This window comes from Citrobacter sp. CK181 (assembly GCF_030333595.1).
Classification (GTDB): Bacteria; Pseudomonadota; Gammaproteobacteria; order Enterobacterales; family Enterobacteriaceae; genus Citrobacter_B; species Citrobacter_B koseri.
This window is the reverse complement of the sequence record NZ_JAOWFN010000013.1, coordinates 464,422-483,079: the sequence shown is the minus strand read 5'-3', so window position 1 is coordinate 483,079 and position 18,658 is coordinate 464,422. Positions and strand designations below refer to the sequence as shown.

The 18,658-nt window shown below is 55.9% G+C and carries 22 protein-coding genes; 3 read left to right on the top strand and 19 right to left on the bottom strand.

Annotated features, from left to right (window positions below):
- The 9 genes from tuf to fkpA all read right to left on the bottom strand — a co-directional run.
- The coding region (tuf, locus tag OGW17_RS13590) for an elongation factor Tu (protein WP_286452243.1) at positions 1 to 1,139 on the bottom strand (1,139 nt) is incomplete at its 3' end.
- Between the two features lie 70 nt (positions 1,140 to 1,209).
- A complete protein-coding gene (gene fusA, locus OGW17_RS13585) occupies positions 1,210 to 3,324 on the bottom strand; it encodes an elongation factor G (protein ID WP_012135435.1) in 2,115 nt (704 codons plus the stop codon).
- Positions 3,325 to 3,421: 97 nt separating this feature from the next.
- Positions 3,422 to 3,892 (bottom strand): 30S ribosomal protein S7, encoded by a 471-nt coding sequence (rpsG, locus tag OGW17_RS13580; RefSeq protein ID WP_002920113.1) that lies wholly within the window; start codon positions 3,890 to 3,892, stop codon positions 3,422 to 3,424.
- A 96-nt stretch (positions 3,893 to 3,988) separates the two neighbouring features.
- Positions 3,989 to 4,363, bottom strand: a complete 375-nt coding sequence (rpsL, locus tag OGW17_RS13575; protein ID WP_000246815.1) for a 30S ribosomal protein S12 — start codon at positions 4,361 to 4,363, stop codon at positions 3,989 to 3,991.
- Between the two features lie 125 nt (positions 4,364 to 4,488).
- Positions 4,489 to 4,776, bottom strand: coding sequence for a sulfurtransferase complex subunit TusB (gene tusB / locus OGW17_RS13570; RefSeq protein WP_024131005.1), 288 nt, complete (start codon positions 4,774 to 4,776; stop codon positions 4,489 to 4,491).
- 7 nt (positions 4,777 to 4,783) lie between these two features.
- Positions 4,784 to 5,143 (bottom strand): sulfurtransferase complex subunit TusC, encoded by a 360-nt coding sequence (tusC, locus tag OGW17_RS13565; protein WP_071258121.1) that lies wholly within the window; start codon positions 5,141 to 5,143, stop codon positions 4,784 to 4,786.
- The gene (tusD, locus tag OGW17_RS13560; RefSeq protein WP_012135438.1) at positions 5,143 to 5,529 is read right to left on the bottom strand and encodes a sulfurtransferase complex subunit TusD; all 387 of its coding nucleotides are present in this window, start codon (positions 5,527 to 5,529) and stop codon (positions 5,143 to 5,145) included. The genes tusC and tusD overlap by 1 nt, the downstream gene beginning before the upstream one ends.
- Positions 5,529 to 6,251 (bottom strand): helix-turn-helix transcriptional regulator, encoded by a 723-nt coding sequence (locus OGW17_RS13555; RefSeq protein WP_003023643.1) that lies wholly within the window; start codon positions 6,249 to 6,251, stop codon positions 5,529 to 5,531. Before OGW17_RS13555 ends, tusD begins: the two co-directional genes overlap by 1 nt.
- 166 nt (positions 6,252 to 6,417) lie before the next feature.
- Positions 6,418 to 7,236: an FKBP-type peptidyl-prolyl cis-trans isomerase gene (fkpA, locus tag OGW17_RS13550; RefSeq protein WP_047460812.1), complete on the bottom strand. Its 819-nt coding sequence runs from the start codon at positions 7,234 to 7,236 to the stop codon at positions 6,418 to 6,420.
- Between the two features lie 232 nt (positions 7,237 to 7,468).
- Here fkpA and OGW17_RS13545 point away from each other — a divergent pair, with 232 nt between their 5' ends.
- Entirely contained in the window at positions 7,469 to 7,687 is a 219-nt protein-coding gene (locus tag OGW17_RS13545) for a protein SlyX (protein ID WP_012135441.1), read from the top strand.
- A gap of 112 nt (positions 7,688 to 7,799) precedes the next feature.
- On the opposite strand, the gene slyD is transcribed toward OGW17_RS13545, so the two are convergent.
- The 4 genes from slyD to kefG all read right to left on the bottom strand — a co-directional run bounded on the left by slyD (position 7,800) and on the right by kefG (position 11,048).
- Positions 7,800 to 8,387: a peptidylprolyl isomerase gene (gene slyD / locus OGW17_RS13540; RefSeq protein ID WP_012135442.1), complete on the bottom strand. Its 588-nt coding sequence runs from the start codon at positions 8,385 to 8,387 to the stop codon at positions 7,800 to 7,802.
- Positions 8,388 to 8,481: 94 nt separating this feature from the next.
- The gene (locus OGW17_RS13535; protein ID WP_047460809.1) at positions 8,482 to 8,682 is read right to left on the bottom strand and encodes a YheV family putative zinc ribbon protein; all 201 of its coding nucleotides are present in this window, start codon (positions 8,680 to 8,682) and stop codon (positions 8,482 to 8,484) included.
- 9 nt (positions 8,683 to 8,691) lie between these two features.
- Complete coding sequence (gene kefB / locus OGW17_RS13530; protein WP_012135445.1) at positions 8,692 to 10,497, bottom strand: glutathione-regulated potassium-efflux system protein KefB; 1,806 nt, start codon at positions 10,495 to 10,497, stop codon at positions 8,692 to 8,694.
- Positions 10,497 to 11,048, bottom strand: a complete 552-nt coding sequence (kefG, locus tag OGW17_RS13525) for a glutathione-regulated potassium-efflux system ancillary protein KefG (RefSeq protein WP_024131006.1) — start codon at positions 11,046 to 11,048, stop codon at positions 10,497 to 10,499. Before kefG ends, kefB begins: the two co-directional genes overlap by 1 nt.
- A 128-nt stretch (positions 11,049 to 11,176) precedes the next feature.
- Between kefG and OGW17_RS13520 the strand changes: the two genes are divergently transcribed.
- Complete coding sequence (locus OGW17_RS13520) at positions 11,177 to 13,078, top strand: ABC transporter ATP-binding protein (protein ID WP_114647208.1); 1,902 nt, start codon at positions 11,177 to 11,179, stop codon at positions 13,076 to 13,078.
- Positions 13,079 to 13,094: 16 nt separating this feature from the next.
- The gene (locus tag OGW17_RS13515) at positions 13,095 to 14,027 is read left to right on the top strand and encodes a LysR family transcriptional regulator (RefSeq protein ID WP_024131007.1); all 933 of its coding nucleotides are present in this window, start codon (positions 13,095 to 13,097) and stop codon (positions 14,025 to 14,027) included.
- A 95-nt stretch (positions 14,028 to 14,122) separates the two neighbouring features.
- Here the strand turns inward: OGW17_RS13515 and mdcH are convergent, their stop codons facing one another.
- The 6 genes from mdcH to mdcC all read right to left on the bottom strand — a co-directional run bounded on the left by mdcH (position 14,123) and on the right by mdcC (position 18,650).
- Complete coding sequence (gene mdcH / locus OGW17_RS13510; protein ID WP_071259401.1) at positions 14,123 to 15,019, bottom strand: malonate decarboxylase subunit epsilon; 897 nt, start codon at positions 15,017 to 15,019, stop codon at positions 14,123 to 14,125.
- On the bottom strand, positions 15,020 to 15,637 hold the full coding sequence (locus OGW17_RS13505; RefSeq protein ID WP_071259398.1) for a malonate decarboxylase holo-ACP synthase: 618 nt from the start codon (positions 15,635 to 15,637) through the stop codon (positions 15,020 to 15,022).
- 3 nt (positions 15,638 to 15,640) lie between these two features.
- The gene (locus tag OGW17_RS13500; RefSeq protein WP_071259395.1) at positions 15,641 to 16,600 is read right to left on the bottom strand and encodes an AEC family transporter; all 960 of its coding nucleotides are present in this window, start codon (positions 16,598 to 16,600) and stop codon (positions 15,641 to 15,643) included.
- Between the two features lie 124 nt (positions 16,601 to 16,724).
- Positions 16,725 to 17,525, bottom strand: a complete 801-nt coding sequence (mdcE, locus tag OGW17_RS13495) for a biotin-independent malonate decarboxylase subunit gamma (protein WP_071259392.1) — start codon at positions 17,523 to 17,525, stop codon at positions 16,725 to 16,727.
- A complete protein-coding gene (locus tag OGW17_RS13490) occupies positions 17,525 to 18,358 on the bottom strand; it encodes a biotin-independent malonate decarboxylase subunit beta (protein ID WP_071259389.1) in 834 nt (277 codons plus the stop codon). The genes mdcE and OGW17_RS13490 overlap by 1 nt, the downstream gene beginning before the upstream one ends.
- Complete coding sequence (gene mdcC / locus OGW17_RS13485) at positions 18,351 to 18,650, bottom strand: malonate decarboxylase acyl carrier protein (protein WP_047460783.1); 300 nt, start codon at positions 18,648 to 18,650, stop codon at positions 18,351 to 18,353. The genes OGW17_RS13490 and mdcC overlap by 8 nt, the downstream gene beginning before the upstream one ends.
- Positions 18,651 to 18,658 lie beyond the last annotated feature (8 nt).

Below are 18,658 nucleotides of genomic sequence, written 5' to 3'. Positions count from 1 at the left end.
CCTTCACGGATTGCGAAACGCAGACCGTCGTCCATCGCGATCGGGTGGATCAGGGTAACAACCATTTTGATGTTGTCGCCCGGCATTACCATCTCTACGCCTTCCGGCAGTTCGATGGTGCCAGTCACGTCAGTTGTACGGAAGTAGAACTGCGGACGGTAGCCTTTGAAGAACGGAGTATGACGGCCGCCTTCGTCTTTGGACAGAATGTACACTTCAGATTCGAACTTGGTGTGCGGCTTGATGGTGCCCGGCTTAGCCAGTACCTGACCACGTTCGATTTCTTCACGTTTGATACCACGCAGCAGAACACCTACGTTCTCACCAGCACGGCCTTCGTCCAGCAGTTTGCGGAACATTTCAACGCCAGTACAGGTAGACTTCGCAGTCTCTTTGATACCAACGATTTCAACTTCTTCGCCCACTTTGATGATACCGCGCTCTACACGACCGGTAACAACGGTACCACGACCGGAGATGGAGAATACGTCTTCGATCGGCAGCAGGAACGGCTTGTCAATCGCACGCTCTGGTTCCGGGATGTAGGAATCCAGGTAGCCAGCCAGTTCGATGATTTTCGCTTCCCACTCTGCGTCGCCTTCCAGCGCTTTCAGAGCAGAACCACGAACGATCGGCGTGTCGTCGCCCGGGAAATCGTACTGAGACAGCAGTTCACGCACTTCCATCTCAACCAGTTCCAGCAGCTCTTCGTCATCAACCATGTCGCATTTGTTCAGGAACACGATGATGTACGGAACGCCTACCTGACGACCCAGCAGGATGTGCTCACGGGTCTGCGGCATCGGGCCGTCAGTCGCAGCAACAACCAGGATCGCGCCGTCCATCTGCGCAGCACCGGTGATCATGTTTTTAACATAGTCGGCGTGGCCCGGGCAGTCTACGTGCGCGTAGTGGCGAGTCGGGGTGTCGTATTCAACGTGAGAAGTGTTGATGGTGATACCACGAGCTTTTTCTTCCGGCGCGTTATCGATCTGGTCGAATGCACGAGCAGCACCGCCGTAGGTTTTAGCCAGTACGGTAGTGATTGCAGCAGTCAGAGTAGTTTTACCATGGTCAACGTGGCCGATGGTGCCGACGTTAACGTGCGGTTTTGTACGTTCAAATTTTTCTTTAGACACGGCTATATTCCTTACTATAGTGCTCTCCCCTTCAGGAGAGAGCACGGGACTTAGGTTTTAATCCTGTGGATTATTTACCACGGGCTTCAATAACGGCCTGAGCAACGTTGCTCGGTGCATCATCATACTTCAGGAATTCCATAGTGTATGATGCGCGACCTTTGGTCAGAGAACGCAGCTGAGTTGCATATCCGAACATTTCAGACAGCGGTACTTCAGCGTGGATCTTAACGCCAGTAACTTCGGATTCCTGACCGCGCAGCATACCGCGACGACGGCTCAAGTCACCAATTACGTCACCGGTGTTCTCTTCCGGCGTTTCTACCTCAACCTTCATGATCGGCTCAAGCAGAACAGGTTTCGCTTTCTTAAAGCCTTCTTTAAAGGCAATAGACGCAGCCAGTTTAAACGCCAGTTCAGAGGAGTCAACGTCATGGTAAGAACCGAAGTGCAGACGGATACCGATGTCAACAACCGGATAGCCAGCCAGCGGGCCTGCTTTCAGCTGCTCCTGGATACCTTTATCAACGGCCGGGATGTATTCGCCAGGGATTACACCACCCTTGATGTCGTTGATGAACTCGTAGCCTTTCGGGTTGGAACCCGGCTCCAGCGGGTACATGTCGATAACAACATGACCGTACTGACCGCGACCACCAGACTGCTTGGCGTGTTTACCTTCGATATCGGTAACTTTCGAGCGAATCGCTTCGCGGTAAGCAACCTGAGGTTTACCGACGTTCGCTTCAACGTTGAATTCACGCTTCATACGGTCAACGATGATGTCGAGGTGCAGCTCACCCATACCGGCGATAATGGTCTGGTTAGATTCTTCGTCAGTCCATACGCGGAAAGACGGGTCTTCTTTAGCCAGACGGCCCAGAGCCAGACCCATTTTTTCCTGGTCAGCTTTGGTTTTCGGTTCTACTGCGATGGAGATTACCGGCTCAGGGAATTCCATACGTTCCAGAATGATCGGCGCGTCCGGATCACACAGGGTGTCACCCGTAGTTACGTCTTTCAGACCGATAGCAGCAGCGATGTCGCCCGCGCGAACTTCTTTGATCTCTTCACGTTTGTTAGCGTGCATCTGAACGATACGACCGAAACGCTCACGTGCGGATTTCACAGAGTTCAGTACAGTATCACCAGAGTTAACCACACCAGAGTACACACGGAAGAAGGTCAGGTTACCCACGAACGGGTCGGTAGCGATTTTGAATGCCAGTGCAGAGAAAGGCTCATCATCGCTAGCATGACGCTCAGCCGGAGTATCTTTACCGTCGTCCAGGATACCGTTGATCGCAGGTACGTCAACCGGGGATGGCAGGTAATCAATTACCGCATCCAGCATCGCCTGAACACCTTTGTTCTTAAATGCAGAACCACAGGTTACCAGGATGATTTCGTTGCTCAGAACACGCTGACGCAGAGCTTTTTTGATCTCTTCTTCAGTCAGTTCTTCGCCACCCAGGTATTTCTCCATCAGCTCTTCAGAAGCTTCCGCAGCGGACTCGATCAGGTTCTGGTGCCATTCTTCAGCCAGTTCCTGCATGTCAGCCGGGATATCTTCGTAAGTGAAGGTAACGCCTGCATCTGCTTCGTTCCAGTTGATGGCTTTCATTTTCACCAGGTCAACAACACCGGTGAACGCTTCTTCAGCGCCAATCGCCAGTTGCAGCGGAACAGGGTTCGCGCCCAGACGGCTTTTGATCTGACCAACAACTTTCAGGAAGTTCGCACCCATACGGTCCATTTTGTTAACGAACGCAATGCGCGGAACTTTATATTTGTTTGCCTGACGCCATACGGTTTCAGACTGCGGCTGAACACCACCAACTGCGCAGTAAACCATTACTGCACCATCAAGAACACGCATGGAACGTTCTACTTCGATAGTGAAGTCAACGTGCCCCGGGGTGTCGATGATGTTTACGCGATGCGGTTCATACTGCTTAGCCATACCAGACCAGAATGCAGTAGTCGCTGCGGAGGTGATGGTAATACCACGCTCCTGCTCCTGCTCCATCCAGTCCATGGTAGCTGCGCCGTCATGAACTTCACCGATTTTATGGTTTACACCGGTGTAGAACAGAATACGTTCGGTAGTAGTGGTTTTACCGGCGTCGATGTGCGCACTGATACCGATGTTACGGTAGCGTGCGATGGGTGTTGTACGAGCCATTTGATTCCTCGTTTTATCTTCTAGGCGTTCAATTTAAGTAGCCCAAAGCGGGCTGCTTGCTGGAAGCGCCCGCCTGGTGACTAAAATTCCGAAGGGATTACCAACGGTAGTGTGCGAACGCCTTGTTGGCTTCTGCCATACGGTGAACGTCTTCACGTTTCTTAACTGCAGTACCTTTGTTGTCTGCAGCATCAGTGAGTTCGTTCGCCAGGCGCAGAGCCATGGATTTATCACCGCGTTTACGAGCAGCTTCAACGATCCAACGCATTGCCAGAGCATTACGACGAACCGGACGGACTTCAACTGGTACCTGATAAGTAGAACCACCAACGCGGCGAGACTTAACTTCGACAGTCGGGCGCACGTTTTCGAGAGCTACTTCGAAAGCTTCCAGTTCAGATTTACCAGAACGCTGAGCCAGGGTCTCCAGCGCGCTGTATACGATAGTTTCGGCAGTAGATTTTTTACCATCTACCATCAGGATATTTACAAATTTAGCCAGCAGTTCTGATCCGAACTTCGGATCCGGAAGAATTTTACGCTGACCAATGACGCGACGACGTGGCATGGAAATACTCCGTTGTTAATTCAGGATTGTCCAAAACTCTACGAGTTTAGTTTGACATTTAAGTTAAAACGTTTGGCCTTACTTAACGGAGAACCATTAAGCCTTAGGACGCTTCACGCCATACTTGGAGCGAGCTTGCTTACGGTCTTTAACGCCGGAGCAGTCAAGCGCACCACGTACGGTGTGGTAACGAACACCCGGGAGGTCTTTTACACGACCGCCACGGATCAGGATCACGGAGTGCTCCTGCAGGTTGTGACCTTCACCACCGATGTAGGAAGTCACTTCAAAACCGTTAGTCAGACGAACACGGCATACTTTACGCAGCGCGGAGTTCGGTTTTTTAGGGGTGGTAGTATATACACGAGTACATACGCCACGTTTTTGCGGGCATGCTTCCAGCGCAGGCACGTTGCTTTTCGCAACTTTGCGAGCACGTGGTTTGCGTACCAGCTGGTTAACTGTTGCCATTAAATAGCTCCTGGTTTTAGCTTTTGCTTCGTAAACACGTAATAAAACGGCCTCACACAATATGAGGACGCCGAATTTTAGGGCGGTGTCGAAAAGGTGTCAAGAAATATACAACGATCCCACAATCACCAGGCCATCTGGCTGGGATGCTTAACCGCAAGTCTGACGAAGTCAGTATAGTCAACCCTGACGACACTGTCTGAAATTTGACCGCTCAAACCGCGAGCATCGATATCTTCTTTCAGTGCGTAAACCGTTATGGGGGCGTTACGCAAACTTTCAAGGAAACGGCTACCTTCGATGGCCGCCGTAACGCCATCCTGTAGCAATAAAAGCGCATCGCCTTCTTTGCACACGCGAAGAAGCGCGGAAACGTCACTGAGCCATGCGGAACGATGTAATGTATGCAGGATAGTCACGTCAGAACCTCAGGATAACATCATAATTGTCCAGTTCACCGCGCAACGCTTCAGGTTCAAGCGGCGTCGCATCCACAATGAAACTCACCCCCGTCTCCAGACCGCGCTCACGCAACGAAGCGGCGCACAGCCAGCATTGCTCGATATCGTACAGCCCCAGCAGTTTGAAGGTGGCGATGTAATCCCGCGCCAGCACAACGTCAGGCGTTTGTCCCGAAAGAATCTGAAAAACGCCATCGCCGATAAAAAAGACGCCAGTCTCTTCCGTCAGCGCCGACGTCGCCAGTAACGCATCCAGTCCTTCGCGACCCGATGCGCTGCCGTGCGGCGTGGTGGAAAATACAAAAGCAATACGTTTCATCAAAACTGCACCACGCGATCGCAGGTCAGGGAGGCTTCCGCCAGCGCGCCAAGCCCGCTCAACGAAAACCCTGGCTGTAAGTTGGCTGATGCCAGCGCCAGCCTTTTTGCTTCGGTCTCATCCACAATGCCGCGACGCAGCGCCGCCGCAACGCAGATATTTAATGCGACGCCATGCTGCGCGCCCAACTGCTGCCATGCGCGCACCAGGTCGAATTCATCGCTGGCCGGAGAGGTCAACTGGTTGGCGTTATACACGCCTTCCCGGTAGAAAAAGACGCTGCTCAGCTCATGCCCTTCGTTAACTAAGGCATGCGCAAACTGCAACGCGCTGCTCGCTTGCTGCGTTCCGTACGCTGGCCCCGTCACCACAATGGCAAAACGCATTACTTATCTTGCCCCTGGAAGTCGCCGCTTTTGAACTGACGAATATAGAGGTAGACCGTATGTTTGGAGATGTTCAGGCGGTCAGCCACCTGGTTAATCGCATCTTTAATATCGAAGATCCCCTTCTCATACAGATTCAGCACAATCTGACGATTCTTCGCGTTATTAGAGACATTGCGATCGGCATTCACCTCTTCAATGGTGAATTCCAGCGTCTGAGTGACCAGATCCTCCACTGAGGAGGCAAAGTTCACGGCGGAACCCACTTCCGGCGTTTCCGGCGGAATAAAGGTATTCATAATCTGCGAGAACGGCACATCAAGGTTCATGTTGATGCACAGCAGACCAATTACGCGATGCTCGCGGTTGCGAATGGCAATCGTCACTGACTTCATCAGGACACCGCTTTTCGCGCGTGTGAAGTAACACTTCGATACGCTGCTATCCGCACCCGTCATATCATGCAGCATGCGCAATGCAAGGTCAGTGATCGGCGAGCCAATTTTGCGCCCCGTGTGTTCACCGTTGGCAATGCGAATGGCTGAGCATTTCAAATCCTGCAAAGAGTGCAATACGATTTCACAATGGGAACCAATGAGCATCGCTAACCCGTCCACCACCGCTTCGTAGGATTTCAGAATATCAAAGTCGGTTTGATCGAAAGGACGTTGATCCAGTAAGTCAAGCTCACTGGTTTCGTTGGTTAAAAGCGACCTGGACATGAAAAAAAACACTCCTTTTCAGGAGCCTGTCGTTATGTTTTCAGGGCAGGCTCATTATTTACGCGGATGATTAAATTAATACAGCGGGGGTTCCGCTTTCCAGTATTAATTATATCCGGCCTGCAATAAAAAAACCGCCGCCATGACAGGCGGCGGTTCTCAGTTTTTATTTTTTAGCAGCATCTGCCGATTTAGCGTCGGCCGCCGCGTCTGGTTTCGCATCGGCTTTCGGCGCCGGTTTGATGTCCAGCAGCTCTACATCGAATACCAGCGTGGAGTTAGCCGGAATACCCGGAACGCCCGTTTTACCGTAGGCCAGATCCGGTGGGATAACCATCTGGATCTTACCGCCTTTCTTAATGTTCTTCAGGCCTTCAGTCCAGCCCGGGATCACGCCGTCCAGACGGAAAGAGAGCGGTTCGCCACGGGTGTAGGAGTTATCGAACTCTTTACCGTCGATCAGCGTACCTTTGTAGTTAACCACAACGGTGTCGCTGTCTTTTGGCGCTTCGCCAGTACCGGCTTTCTCTACTTTATAAACCAGACCTGTTGAAGAGGTTTTCGCCCCTTTCTCTTTAGCAAATTTCTCGCGGAACGCTTTACCTTTCGCTTCGTTATCAGCGGCGTCTTTTTCCATCTTCGCCTGAGCGGAGGTCTTCACGCGCGCTTCAAATGCCTGCAAGGTCTGCTCGATTTCCTGGTCAGACAGTTTGCTCTTGTCTGCAAATGCATCCTGGACACCCGCGATCAGCTGATCTTTATCCAGTTTGATCCCCAGTTTTTCTTGTTCCTTCAGGGAGTTTTCCATGTAACGACCCAGCGAAGCGCCCAGCGCATAAGCAGATTTCTGGTCGTCATTCTTGAACGCGGCTTTGCTGTCAGCAGTTGCAGCTGGTTTCGCGGCGTCCGCAGCGAAAGTGAGCGGTGCATGCAGAGCAACGGCCATCGTGGTCGCCAGCAGCGTTACTTTAAACAGTGATTTCATCCATATCTCCAGGGCCGGGGCATCTCACCCCAGGGTTAACTTACATGAGAAGCGTACTATAAAACGTTGTAGAACAAATCAACATACGGACACGCCCTATTATCACCCCTTTTCAGACTCTTTTTGTTTAAATTAGTTTCGTAGAGGGCGAATGAGTGCTGTGTAATCCGATAAAGTTCAGTAGAATCCGCCGCGACCCAAGAAGTGCCGGAGACAACAAGAGAGGTGAATCATGCAAGATATAACGATGGAAGCTCGCCTGGCTGAACTGGAGAGCCGTCTGGCGTTTCAGGAGATCACCATTGAAGAACTCAACGTAACGGTGACCGCGCACGAGATGGAGATGGCGAAACTACGCGATCATCTGCGCCTGCTGACGGAGAAGCTTAAAGCCAGCCAACCGTCGAATATCGCCTCGCAGGCCGAAGAGACGCCGCCACCGCATTATTGAGACGTAAAAAAAGCGGGATATTCCCGCTTTTTTGTGCCAGATGACGGCGTAAACGCCTTATCCGGCCTACTGTAGCCCTGATAAGCGCAACGCCATCAGGCATTACAGACGATTAATGGCAACCGCAGCCGCCGTTACCGCCACAACCACCTTTGCCATGCTCATGACCGTGGTCATGATCGTGGCCGTGGCCGCCGCAGCAACCGTCGTGACCGTGGTCGTGGTCGTGACCGTGCGCGCCGTGAACGTGGCCATGAGCCAGTTCTTCTTCGGTCGCTTCGCGGATCGCCACAACTTCCACGTTAAATTTCAGGTTCTGGCCAGCCAGCATGTGGTTACCGTCAACCACAACGTGGTCGTCTTCCACTTCGGTAATTTCTACCGGTACCGGGCCCTGGTCAGTTTCCGCCAGGAAACGCATGCCAACCTGCAACTCGTCAACGCCCATGAAGACGTCTTTAGGCACGCGCTGCACCAGGTTTTCGTCGTACTGACCGTAAGCGTCGTTCGCGCCAACAGCCACATCGAATTTGTCGCCAACGTCGTGACCTTCCAGCGCTGTTTCCAGGCCAGAGATCAGGGAACCGTGACCATGCAGGTAGTCCAGCGGCGCACTCACCGGAGACTCATCAACCAACACACCGTCTTCTGTACGTACCTGATAGGCCAGGCTGACCACCAGGTCTTTTGCTACTTTCATGATATCTCCTGAGCATGGGAAGAATAGTGGCGCAGATTGTAGCGGAATTCTGCACCCGTGTACCCACTAGCTTAAAAAAACCTGCGGCATATCGCTAGTCTGGATGAAAAATCCCGATCACTTGCTCTTCTTTGCGAACATGCTCGCGGGCCGCTTTATCGGCTTCACGCATCTGATGACCGCACTTAACACACTCAACAATATCGACATTATTTTCGCGCCACATCGCCATTGAATCCTGCGCCTGGCAGGCCGGACACGTCGCCCCTGCAATAAAACGTTTACGAATCGCCATACCTACCCTCTACTCAAACTCATCCCAGCCATCCAACTGGCGCCGCTCTTGCTGCATCTCTCGCTGGAAAATCTCCTCCAGTTCGCGTCTGGCTTCTCTGGCACGAGAAATTTGCACCATATCGGTATGCATCGGAATAAGCTCCCTTAGCATACGCATATCCAGCCGACGGAAATGCAGTTGCGCACGCTGCGCCTGGTGTGGGTGCATCCCTAACGACACCAGCGTCTTACGCCCCAGTTCCAGCGCGCTGGAAAACGTCTCGCGGGAAAACTGCGTGACACCCGCCTGTAATAACTCATGCGCTTCCACACGTCCGCGCGCTCGCGCAAGAATATGCAAATGCGGGAAATGCTGCCGGCATATCTCTACCAGCTTCATGGTGTCTTCCGGTTCATTACAGGTAATGACGATAGACTCCGCCGCTTCCGCTCCCGCCGAACGCAGTAGCTCCACCTGAGTCGCATCGCCGTAATACACTTTGTAGCCATATTTTCGCATCAGGTTAACGGCGCTGATATCGCGCTCCAGTACGGTGATGCGCATTTTATTCGCCATCAACAAACGGCCAATTACCTGACCAAAACGCCCGAATCCCACGACAATCACCTGCGGTTTATCATCATCCACCCAGGGCTTTTCATCTTCCTCTTCCGGGCCGTTAAGCTGTCTGGAGAGCCATTTATCAACGAGCTTCATCAGCAGCGGCGTGGTCATCATCGACAACGTGACGGTGACCAGCAGCAGCGACATCTGGTCGCCCTGAAACAGCCGCTGGGATGAGGCGGTGGAAAAGAGCACAAACGCGAACTCGCCCCCCTGACTCAGCACGCCCGCAAACTGCATCCGCTCCGAACTTCGAATCCCGTACAGACGCGCCAGCAGATAAAGCACCAGCGTTTTCACCGCCACCAGCACGATGACGCTCACCGCCACCCACAGCAGGTGGGTATAGAGCACGCCAAGGTTTAACGACATCCCCACGGAGATAAAGAACAACCCCAGCAGCAGCCCTTTGAACGGATCGATGGCCGTTTCCAGCTCATGACGGTATTCGCTTTCCGCCAGCAGCACGCCTGCGATAAACGTGCCGAGCGCCATCGACAGCCCCAGCGCATCCATAAATAAAGCAGACCCCAGCACCAGCAACAGCGTGGCGGCGGTAAACACCTCGCGCACGCCGGAATCGGCGATAAAGCGGAACACCGGGCGCAGCAAATAGCGACCGCCAATCAGCATCCCGGCAAAGGCCAGCACCTTCATGCCGACTTTAATCCAGTCAAAATGTTCATCTGCCGAGCCAGCCAGCAGCGGCACCAGCGCCAGCGCGGGGATCACCGCCAGATCCTGAAACAGCAGCACCGAAAAACCCAACTGGCCGGATTCGCTGCGGTTCATCCCCTTTTCCCGCATCAGTTGCAGCGCCATCGCGGTCGATGACATCGCCAGACCAATCCCGCCGATCACCGCCGCCTGCCACGAGAAATCGGTAAGCATCAGCAGCCCGGCCAGCACGACAGCGCTCAGCATCACCTGAGCCGCCCCGACGCCAAAGATAGAGCGACGCAGTTGCCAGAGTTTGGAAGGGTTGAGTTCCAGGCCGATGATAAACATCAGAAAGACAACGCCCAGCTCAGAAAAGTGGAGGATTTCATCAACGTCGCTGATAAATCCCAGCCCCCAGGGGCCAATCGCAATCCCTGCCAGCAAATATCCCAGTACCGCGCCAATACCCAGCCGCGATGCCAGTGGCACCGCAGCGACCGCCGCGAAGAGGAACATCACCCCCGCAGTCAATAAATCAGAACCTTCCATTAGCGACCTCCCGCCAGAACAGGGTTTGCCAGCCATTCGCCGTAGGCTTTCGCGTGGCTGGCCAGTTCCTGCTCACTTTGTCGCCTGGCCCAGTAGATAATAATCGGACTCATCCAGTGCATCCGGCACATCGCCGCCGTCAGCTCAAACGGTCGCAGCACATCGGTCATCGGATAGCGGTTCAGCGCATCGTAGCGATACGCGCTTTCCGGCTCGCCGGTGGTAATCACGCTCCGCCAGTACTTTCCCGCCAGTTGGTTCCCCCCTGGGCCACTGGCGAAACCACGGCTGAGCACGCGGTCTAACCACTCTTTAAGCAGCGCCGGGCAGCTATAGGTATACAGCGGATGCTGGAAAACAATCACGTCATGTTCACGCAATAGCGCCTGCTCATGCGCGATATCGATAAAAAAATCAGGGTAGTGCGCGTAGAGATCGTGCACCGTCACATTACTGAGTTGCATGGCCGGTTTAAGCAGCACCCGGTTCGCGACCGAGTCCTGAGATTCTGGATGGGCATACAGCAGCAGTACCTTTGCTGGCTGGGACATTATCCCCCTCCCGGTTATTTTGTGTATCGTTATTGTTTTGGGCTACCATTGCGCTCCGGCGCGGCAGAATGCCCGCATATTACATTATCATAATGATAAATTAACATAGTCTGAACATACGGCGCCTTATGATTGTTTTCTCCTCGTTACAAATTCGTCGCGGCGTGCGCGTCTTGCTGGACAATGCCACCGCCACCATCAACCCGGGACAGAAGGTCGGTCTGGTGGGTAAGAATGGCTGCGGTAAATCTACCCTGCTGGCATTGCTGAAAAATGAAATCAGCGCCGATGCAGGCGGCGTGACCTTTCCCGGTAACTGGCAGCTGGCGTGGGTGAATCAGGAAACACCCGCGCTTGCACAACCTGCGCTGGAGTACGTGATTGATGGCGACCGCGAATACCGCCAGCTGGAAGCGCAGTTGCACGACGCCAACGAACGTAACGACGGGCACGCCATCGCCACCGTACACGGCAAGCTCGACGCCATCGACGCCTGGACCGTGCGCTCACGCGCCGCCAGCCTGCTCCACGGCCTCGGTTTTAGCAACGAACAGCTTGAACGCCCGGTCAGCGACTTCTCCGGTGGCTGGCGCATGCGCCTTAACCTGGCCCAGGCGCTGATTTGCCGTACTGACCTGCTGCTGCTCGATGAACCGACCAACCACCTCGATCTTGATGCCGTTATCTGGCTGGAAAAATGGCTGAAGAGCTATCAGGGCACTCTGATTCTGATTTCGCACGACCGCGACTTCCTCGATCCGGTGGTAGACAAAATCATTCATATCGAACAGCAAACCCTGTTCGAATACACCGGCAACTACAGCGCATTTGAAGTGCAGCGCGCGACCCGGCTGGCCCAGCAGCAGGCGATGTACGAGAGCCAGCAGGAGCGCGTGGCGCATCTGCAAAGTTATATCGACCGTTTCCGCGCCAAAGCGACAAAAGCGAAGCAGGCGCAGAGCCGTATCAAAATGCTGGAGCGTATGGAGCTTATCGCCCCCGCGCATGTCGATAACCCGTTCCACTTCAGCTTCCGCGCGCCGGAAAGCCTGCCCAACCCGCTGCTGAAAATGGAGAAAGTGAGCGCCGGGTATGGCGATCGCATCATTCTGGACTCCATTAAGCTGAATCTGGTGCCCGGTTCACGCATCGGCCTGCTGGGGCGCAACGGCGCCGGTAAATCAACGCTCATCAAGCTGTTGGCGGGCGAGCTTGCGCCTGCCAGCGGTGAAATCGGTCTGGCGAAGGGCATTAAACTCGGTTACTTCGCTCAGCATCAGCTGGAGTATTTGCGAGCGGATGAATCGCCGCTGCAACATCTGGCGCGGCTGGCGCCGCAGGAACTGGAGCAGAAGCTGCGCGATTACCTCGGCGGGTTTGGCTTCCAGGGCGATAAGGTCAGCGAAGAGACCCGCCGCTTCTCCGGTGGTGAAAAAGCGCGTCTGGTGCTGGCATTGATCGTCTGGCAGCGCCCTAATCTGCTGCTGCTTGATGAACCGACCAACCACCTTGACCTCGATATGCGTCAGGCGCTGACCGAAGCGCTCATCGAATTTGAAGGCGCGCTGGTGGTCGTCTCGCACGACCGTCACCTGCTACGCTCCACCACCGACGATCTCTATCTGGTTCACGACCATAAAGTCGAGCCGTTCGATGGCGATCTGGAAGACTATCAGCAGTGGCTGAGCGACGTGCAGAAACAGGAAAATCAGCCTGATGACGCCCCGAAAGAGAACGCCAACAGCGCCCAGGCGCGTAAGGATCAGAAGCGTCGCGAAGCCGAACTGCGTGCCCAGACCCAGCCGCTGCGTAAAGAGATCGCCCGTCTGGAAAAAGAGATGGAGAAGCTGAACGCGAAACTGGCGCAAGCGGAAGAAAAACTGGGCGACAGCGAACTGTACGACCAGAGCCGCAAAGCGGAACTGACGGAATGCCTGCAACAGCAGGCCAGCGCCAAATCCGGGCTGGAAGAGTGCGAGATGGCCTGGCTGGAAGCACAGGAACAGCTTGAGCAGATGCTGGCCGACTAACTTCGGGAATATGACGATGAATCCGCTGATAACCAACGATATCACCTTTCGCAAGTTAAGCATCTTCATGACGTTTATGGAGAAAGGCAATATTGCCCGGACGGCGGAGGCGCTGGATATCAGCGGGGTCAGCGTTCATCGCGCGCTGCATACGCTGGAAGAGAATGTTCGCTGTCCGCTGTTCGTGCATAAAGGACGTAATCTGATCCCGCAACCGGCGGCGTGGACGCTGCTGGAGTATTGCCAGGAGGTCAGCCAGTTGATGGCGCGCGGGCTGGAAGAGGCGCGCAAAACGGCAGGGATCGGCCAGGGGCGTCTGCGCGTGGGTACGCTCTACTCTCTGACGCTGGAAACCGTCCCGCATCTGATCATGGGGATGAAACTGCGCCGACCGGATCTCGAACTGGATCTGACGATGGGCTCCAACGAAGCGCTGCTGAGAATGCTGGAAGACGGGATGCTGGATGCGATCCTGATCTCCATTTCGGAAAGCGCTATCGATCGCAACAGTCTGGAAGTGCTGCCGCTGTTTCATGACGATATTTATCTCGCCGCACCGGCGACGGCGACGCTTGACACCTCCTCGCCCGCCGATCTGCGTGATTACCGGGATCAGAAGTTTGTCTCACTGGCGGAAGGCTTTGCCACCTATGCGGGCTTCCAGGAAGCCTTTCATATTGCCGGGTTTGAACCAGAGATTGTCACCCGAGTGAACGACATCTTCTCGATGCTTAGTCTGGTGCAGGCGGGCGTCGGTTTCACTCTGATGCCGGGACGCATGAAGAAGATGTACGAGAATTCCGTACAGTTGCTGAAGCTGTCGCAGCCGTACCAGATGCAGCAGCTCATCGCCATTGTCTTCGCCCGCAACCGCGAGCGCGACCCTAATCTGCTGGCGCTGGCCGCCGAAGGGCGCATGTACGCGCGTAGCCTTAATCCGGGCGCCTGATCGCCGGATGGCGACGCTACGCGCCTTATCTGGCCTACAACTACAACGGGTGCGAGCCGTAGGCCCGATAAGCGCAGCGCCATCGGGCAACCGCACTAGCCTCTAAGCCGTTTTGCCAGATGCACCGCGACATCCACCCCGCTGCGCTCCAGCGAAACAGACTCACCTTCCCACTCCGCCTGTCGCGTTAAGCAGGTCAACACGCCGCCAGGCGGCATTTCAATCGCCAGCCGCGCCTCGCGCTCGTTGGCGGAGATCGCCGCGTCCTGCCAGCGCACCGTCCGCGCCATGTTCATCGCCAGGTCGTCAGCAATACGTTCCGGCTGCCACAGCACACGCCCGGTGCTACCGCTGAGGTATGCACAGCGCGGACGGGAGAGCGTCACATGACGGAACGCCTCCACCAGCCGCTGCGCCGGTTCCGCCAGCAGAGCGCAGTGCGACGGCACGCTCACCGCCAGACGGTGGGCTTTACTCGCGCCTTTATCCAGCGCCCGCTTCGCAACATCCGCCATCGCCTCATCGCTACCGGCAATCACAATCTGGGTTTCCGCATTCAGGTTAGCGATAAAGGTTCCACTGCCTGCAACCAGCGATTCCATCTGCGGCAAGGTCAGCCCCATAATCGCCGTCAGGCCGTAACCGTGCGGATACGCCTGCTCCATCAAATCACCGCGCAGGGCCACCAGCGTCAGCGCGTCGGTAAACTCCAGCGCTCCGGCGATCACCGCCGCTGGATACGCGCCGATGGACAGGCCGCTGACAATATCCGGCGCGACGCCGCGACGTTCCAGCTCGCGCGCCCACGCCACCCCGGCAATCAGCAGAGCAAGCTGTACCGCCCGGGTGTGTTGCAGCGCGTCCGGGGTATCAAGCGTATTCGCCTCCGCCCCCAGCACCTCGCGCGCCAGCGCTAACTCCGTTCCCGGAAGGTTTTGCAGCATACCTGCATACTGCGTCCCCTGTCCCGGAAAGGTAAACAGGATTTTCATTTACTCCTCCCTGCGCCACGGGTCGCTGACCAGCCGCGGCCCCTGCGACGTTTTTAACAGCGCTTTGCCATCGCGCAGCCATTCGTTCAGCGCAAACGCGCCGTGCGGCGTTTCCACCTGGGTATCCGCACGGCAAAGCCCGCCCGTCAGTTGCTGCCGCCATTTCTCCAGCAGCTCGCGAGAGAGCGGCTGCCGGGCGCGAATCAGCAAATCCAGATCGCTTGCGGCGTGGATCACCGGGAGCCCGGTCGCCAGCGCGTAGCCGGTACTGCCGGTAATCCCCCACGTCCACGGCCATGCCCGTTGCGTCAGTAATAAAGCCACCTGAACCGGTGGCTGCGAGATAAAGGGCGAGCGCAGCAGCATCTGTGGGTCAACCAGCGATTCCGGCGTACAGACGCGGGTAATGGCGTCCGGTTGAGCCCAGCCCGCCGCGCGCTGGTCGCGCTTTATGCCGCGAACGCCGACGGGAATACGCCCCTGCGCATCAACATCACGCCGTACCACCACCGGCAGGCGGGTATGCCAGACGTCATCCACCCAGGATTCCGTGACACCTTCCAGCGCGTTCCGCGCGTTAAGCCAGATAAGATCGTGGGGGCGTAATGTTGTGTTCATGCTTTAGAGTCCTGAAGTCAGCGAGATAAACAACGGCAGCGACAGGATACACAGGACCGAGCTTAACAGCAGCACGGCCTCTGCATCCGGCGACTGCACGCCGAAGCGATTACCGAACACCACGCCGAAGAAACCGGCAGACAGCGCAATCATCAGGATAGCGGTGATCGCCACCGAGCCATGCAGGCCGAAAATCAGCACGATCCCCCAGGCAATCGCCGGTTGAATCAGCAGCTTGGCAATGGTGGAGGTAATAACCATCGTGTTGATCTGCAACTTACGCGCAGAAAGGATCACCCCGGTCAGGAACAGCGCCGCCGCAGTGGCGGCCAGGCCCAGCGGTTTGATCGCCGCCAGCACCAGCTCCGGCATCTTGATACCGACAGCGGAGAGAATAACCCCCAGCAGCGGCCCCATCACGATCGGTTTCTTGATTGAACGCCACATCAGCACCGGCAGCATCGACAGGGTAGAACCCGAGTTGCCGCCTTCCGCACGCGCTTTCTCACGCTCCAGAATCAGCAGGCAGAACGGCGTCATCAGCACGGAACCGCAGGCGATGGAAACCGCGACGGAGAGCGACGTTGACGGCCCTTCGCCCAGCACGCTACCGAGAATCGGCAGGCCAAGCGCGGCGTAGTTTGGCAGAGCGACGGTCAGGGTCAGCACGGCCGCATCCTGCGGTGATTTTTTAAATACCTTCGTTGCCAGAAAATAGATAGCGGCGTAGGTGATCCACATCGCCAGCGTCAGCACCAGAATCAGCGGCGACTGCGCGACAATACCCGTCCAGGGCGTTTGTACCGTGGCGCTAAACAGCGCAGCGGGGAGTGCAAAATCCATGACGAAAATGTTGAGCAGGGAAACATTCTTGTTATCAACCATTTTGGCCTTCCCGGCCCAGAACCCCAGCAACATGATGACAAAAATCGGTGCAAGTGCATGAACAATCACGTAAGTCATAAATCACCTGTAATGAATAAAAGAGTTAGCACGGACGCGATGATTATTATTTTCAGGATGCAGGTCGCCTCACGGACGCAACGGGCGCGCCCGTGGGGTTATGCATCTGGCAGGTCTCTTTTACTTACCAGCTCGCCCGCATGCGTTCGCGTACAAGAGCAGAACTACGACGATTGTCGGCACCCAGACGGTTTTTCAGCGTCGGCTCCTGACGAGCATCGCTGATGGCCTGTTGCAGAGTGGCCGTCACCAACGTCAGATCGTTTGCCGAAGGAGCATCTGGATTACTGATATCCAGCAGACTGGAGAGCAGTCCCAGCGTGGCGTAGTTACTGATGTCGTACGCCATCGGCGGAATAGTGGCCGCCAGTTTTTCCAGCGACTCGACGGTACGCAGGGTGATACGTGCCGCAGACTCTTTGCCCATCGCGTGGATCAGCACGCCTTTGTCGTTGAAGGCAATCAGACGGTTGGCCTGATAACCGTGCGCCAGAAACGCGCCGGACATCGCCTTGCCGACGATAAGGCCAATCACCGGATGCCCTGCCAGACGCGCATTGGCATACGCCGCTGCCGCACCGGCCAGCGCCTGGTGAATACCAAATCCCTCTTCACGGCGACCGTAGGCCTGGCTGGGCACATCAATCACCGCCACGATCGGGCGCTTAACAGCGTTATCAGCATCGGCAGCCACGGTTTCGCTAACCACTTTTGCAAGCGTCCAGCCTTCCAGCAGACCAACCTCGCCTTTTGCGGCGCGTGGGTAATGGTTGTTAGCATCCGGCACTACCGCGATAAAGCGCGCCGTTTCACCGTTCAGCTCACCGTCTGCGGCCTGCACGGAGGGGCACAGCCCTTCGAGCCGTCTGGCGTTCGGTACGAGGGCTTGCAGCCATAACTCGCCACGACTTATTGCGTTACTCATCATTTCACCTCCCGGGCAAAGAGCGCGTTAATCTGTTCTGAATCGGCCTGTTTGCGGGTGTCGAAATGGCTCAGACGGTTCAGATAATCGTCGTAGTTATCGGTGCGGTGTTTTGCCGGAACGCCTTTCGCCAGCGCATCGTTCATCGCCGCTTTCACCGCATTGATACCATCGCCAACCAGCGCATCCACCAGCCCGCTTTGATAGCGCACTTCGCCACCGGTCATGCTCCAGATAAACGGGCGGTCACGGGAGTCATACTCTTCAATCCCGGCTTCCTGTTCGATAACCTGCGGGCCGTTCAGGCCCAGACGCGCTTCGCGGGTGACAATCAGATAGCTACACAGCGCAGCGGCGATAGACATCCCGCCGAAGCAGCCGACAGTCCCGGCCACAATGCCGACCACCGGGGTATAACGACGCAGGTCAACAATCGCCGCGTGGATGTCGGCAATCGCCGCCAGGCCGAGGTTGGCTTCCTGCAAACGCACGCCGCCGGTTTCCAGGCTCAACACCGCCTGCGTCGGAATGCCGTTACGGTTATCTTCCGCCGCCAGCTCCAGCGCCGCCGCCATTTTAGCGCCGGACACTTCGCCCATGCTGCCGCCCTGGAATGCGCCCTCAATCGCCACAACCACCGCCGGTTTGCCGTTAATAGAGCCTTTCGCCACGACCATGCCGTCATCGGCCTGCGGCACGATGCCCTGCGCGCCCAGCCACGGCGACATCACGCCTTCAAACGGGTCGAGCAGTTCGCGGTAGCTGCCTTCATCCAGCAGCGCATGGGCGCGCTGACGCGCTTTTAATTCGATAAAACTGCGGTCATCACGCATAGCTCACCTCTTCAAATACCTGTTCGATACGAATGCGCGCTACGCCCGGCGTCGCGCCGAAGTCGTGGATGGTCAGTTTGCCTGCCGGCAGGCTGCTGACCGTTTGCAGACGGGTAAACAGCGCTTCCCAGCGACTGCGACTGTTATCGACGGAAGTGGTGATATCAATGGTTAACGTCTGGCCCTGGTCAGCGGTGAATAACACCTCCATATCCCCGGAGCCGACAACCCCTGCCAGCGCCCTGCCGCGTAACGCGCGGCTGGCTGGCACGGTCAATGTGATTTTTTCCATAACATCCT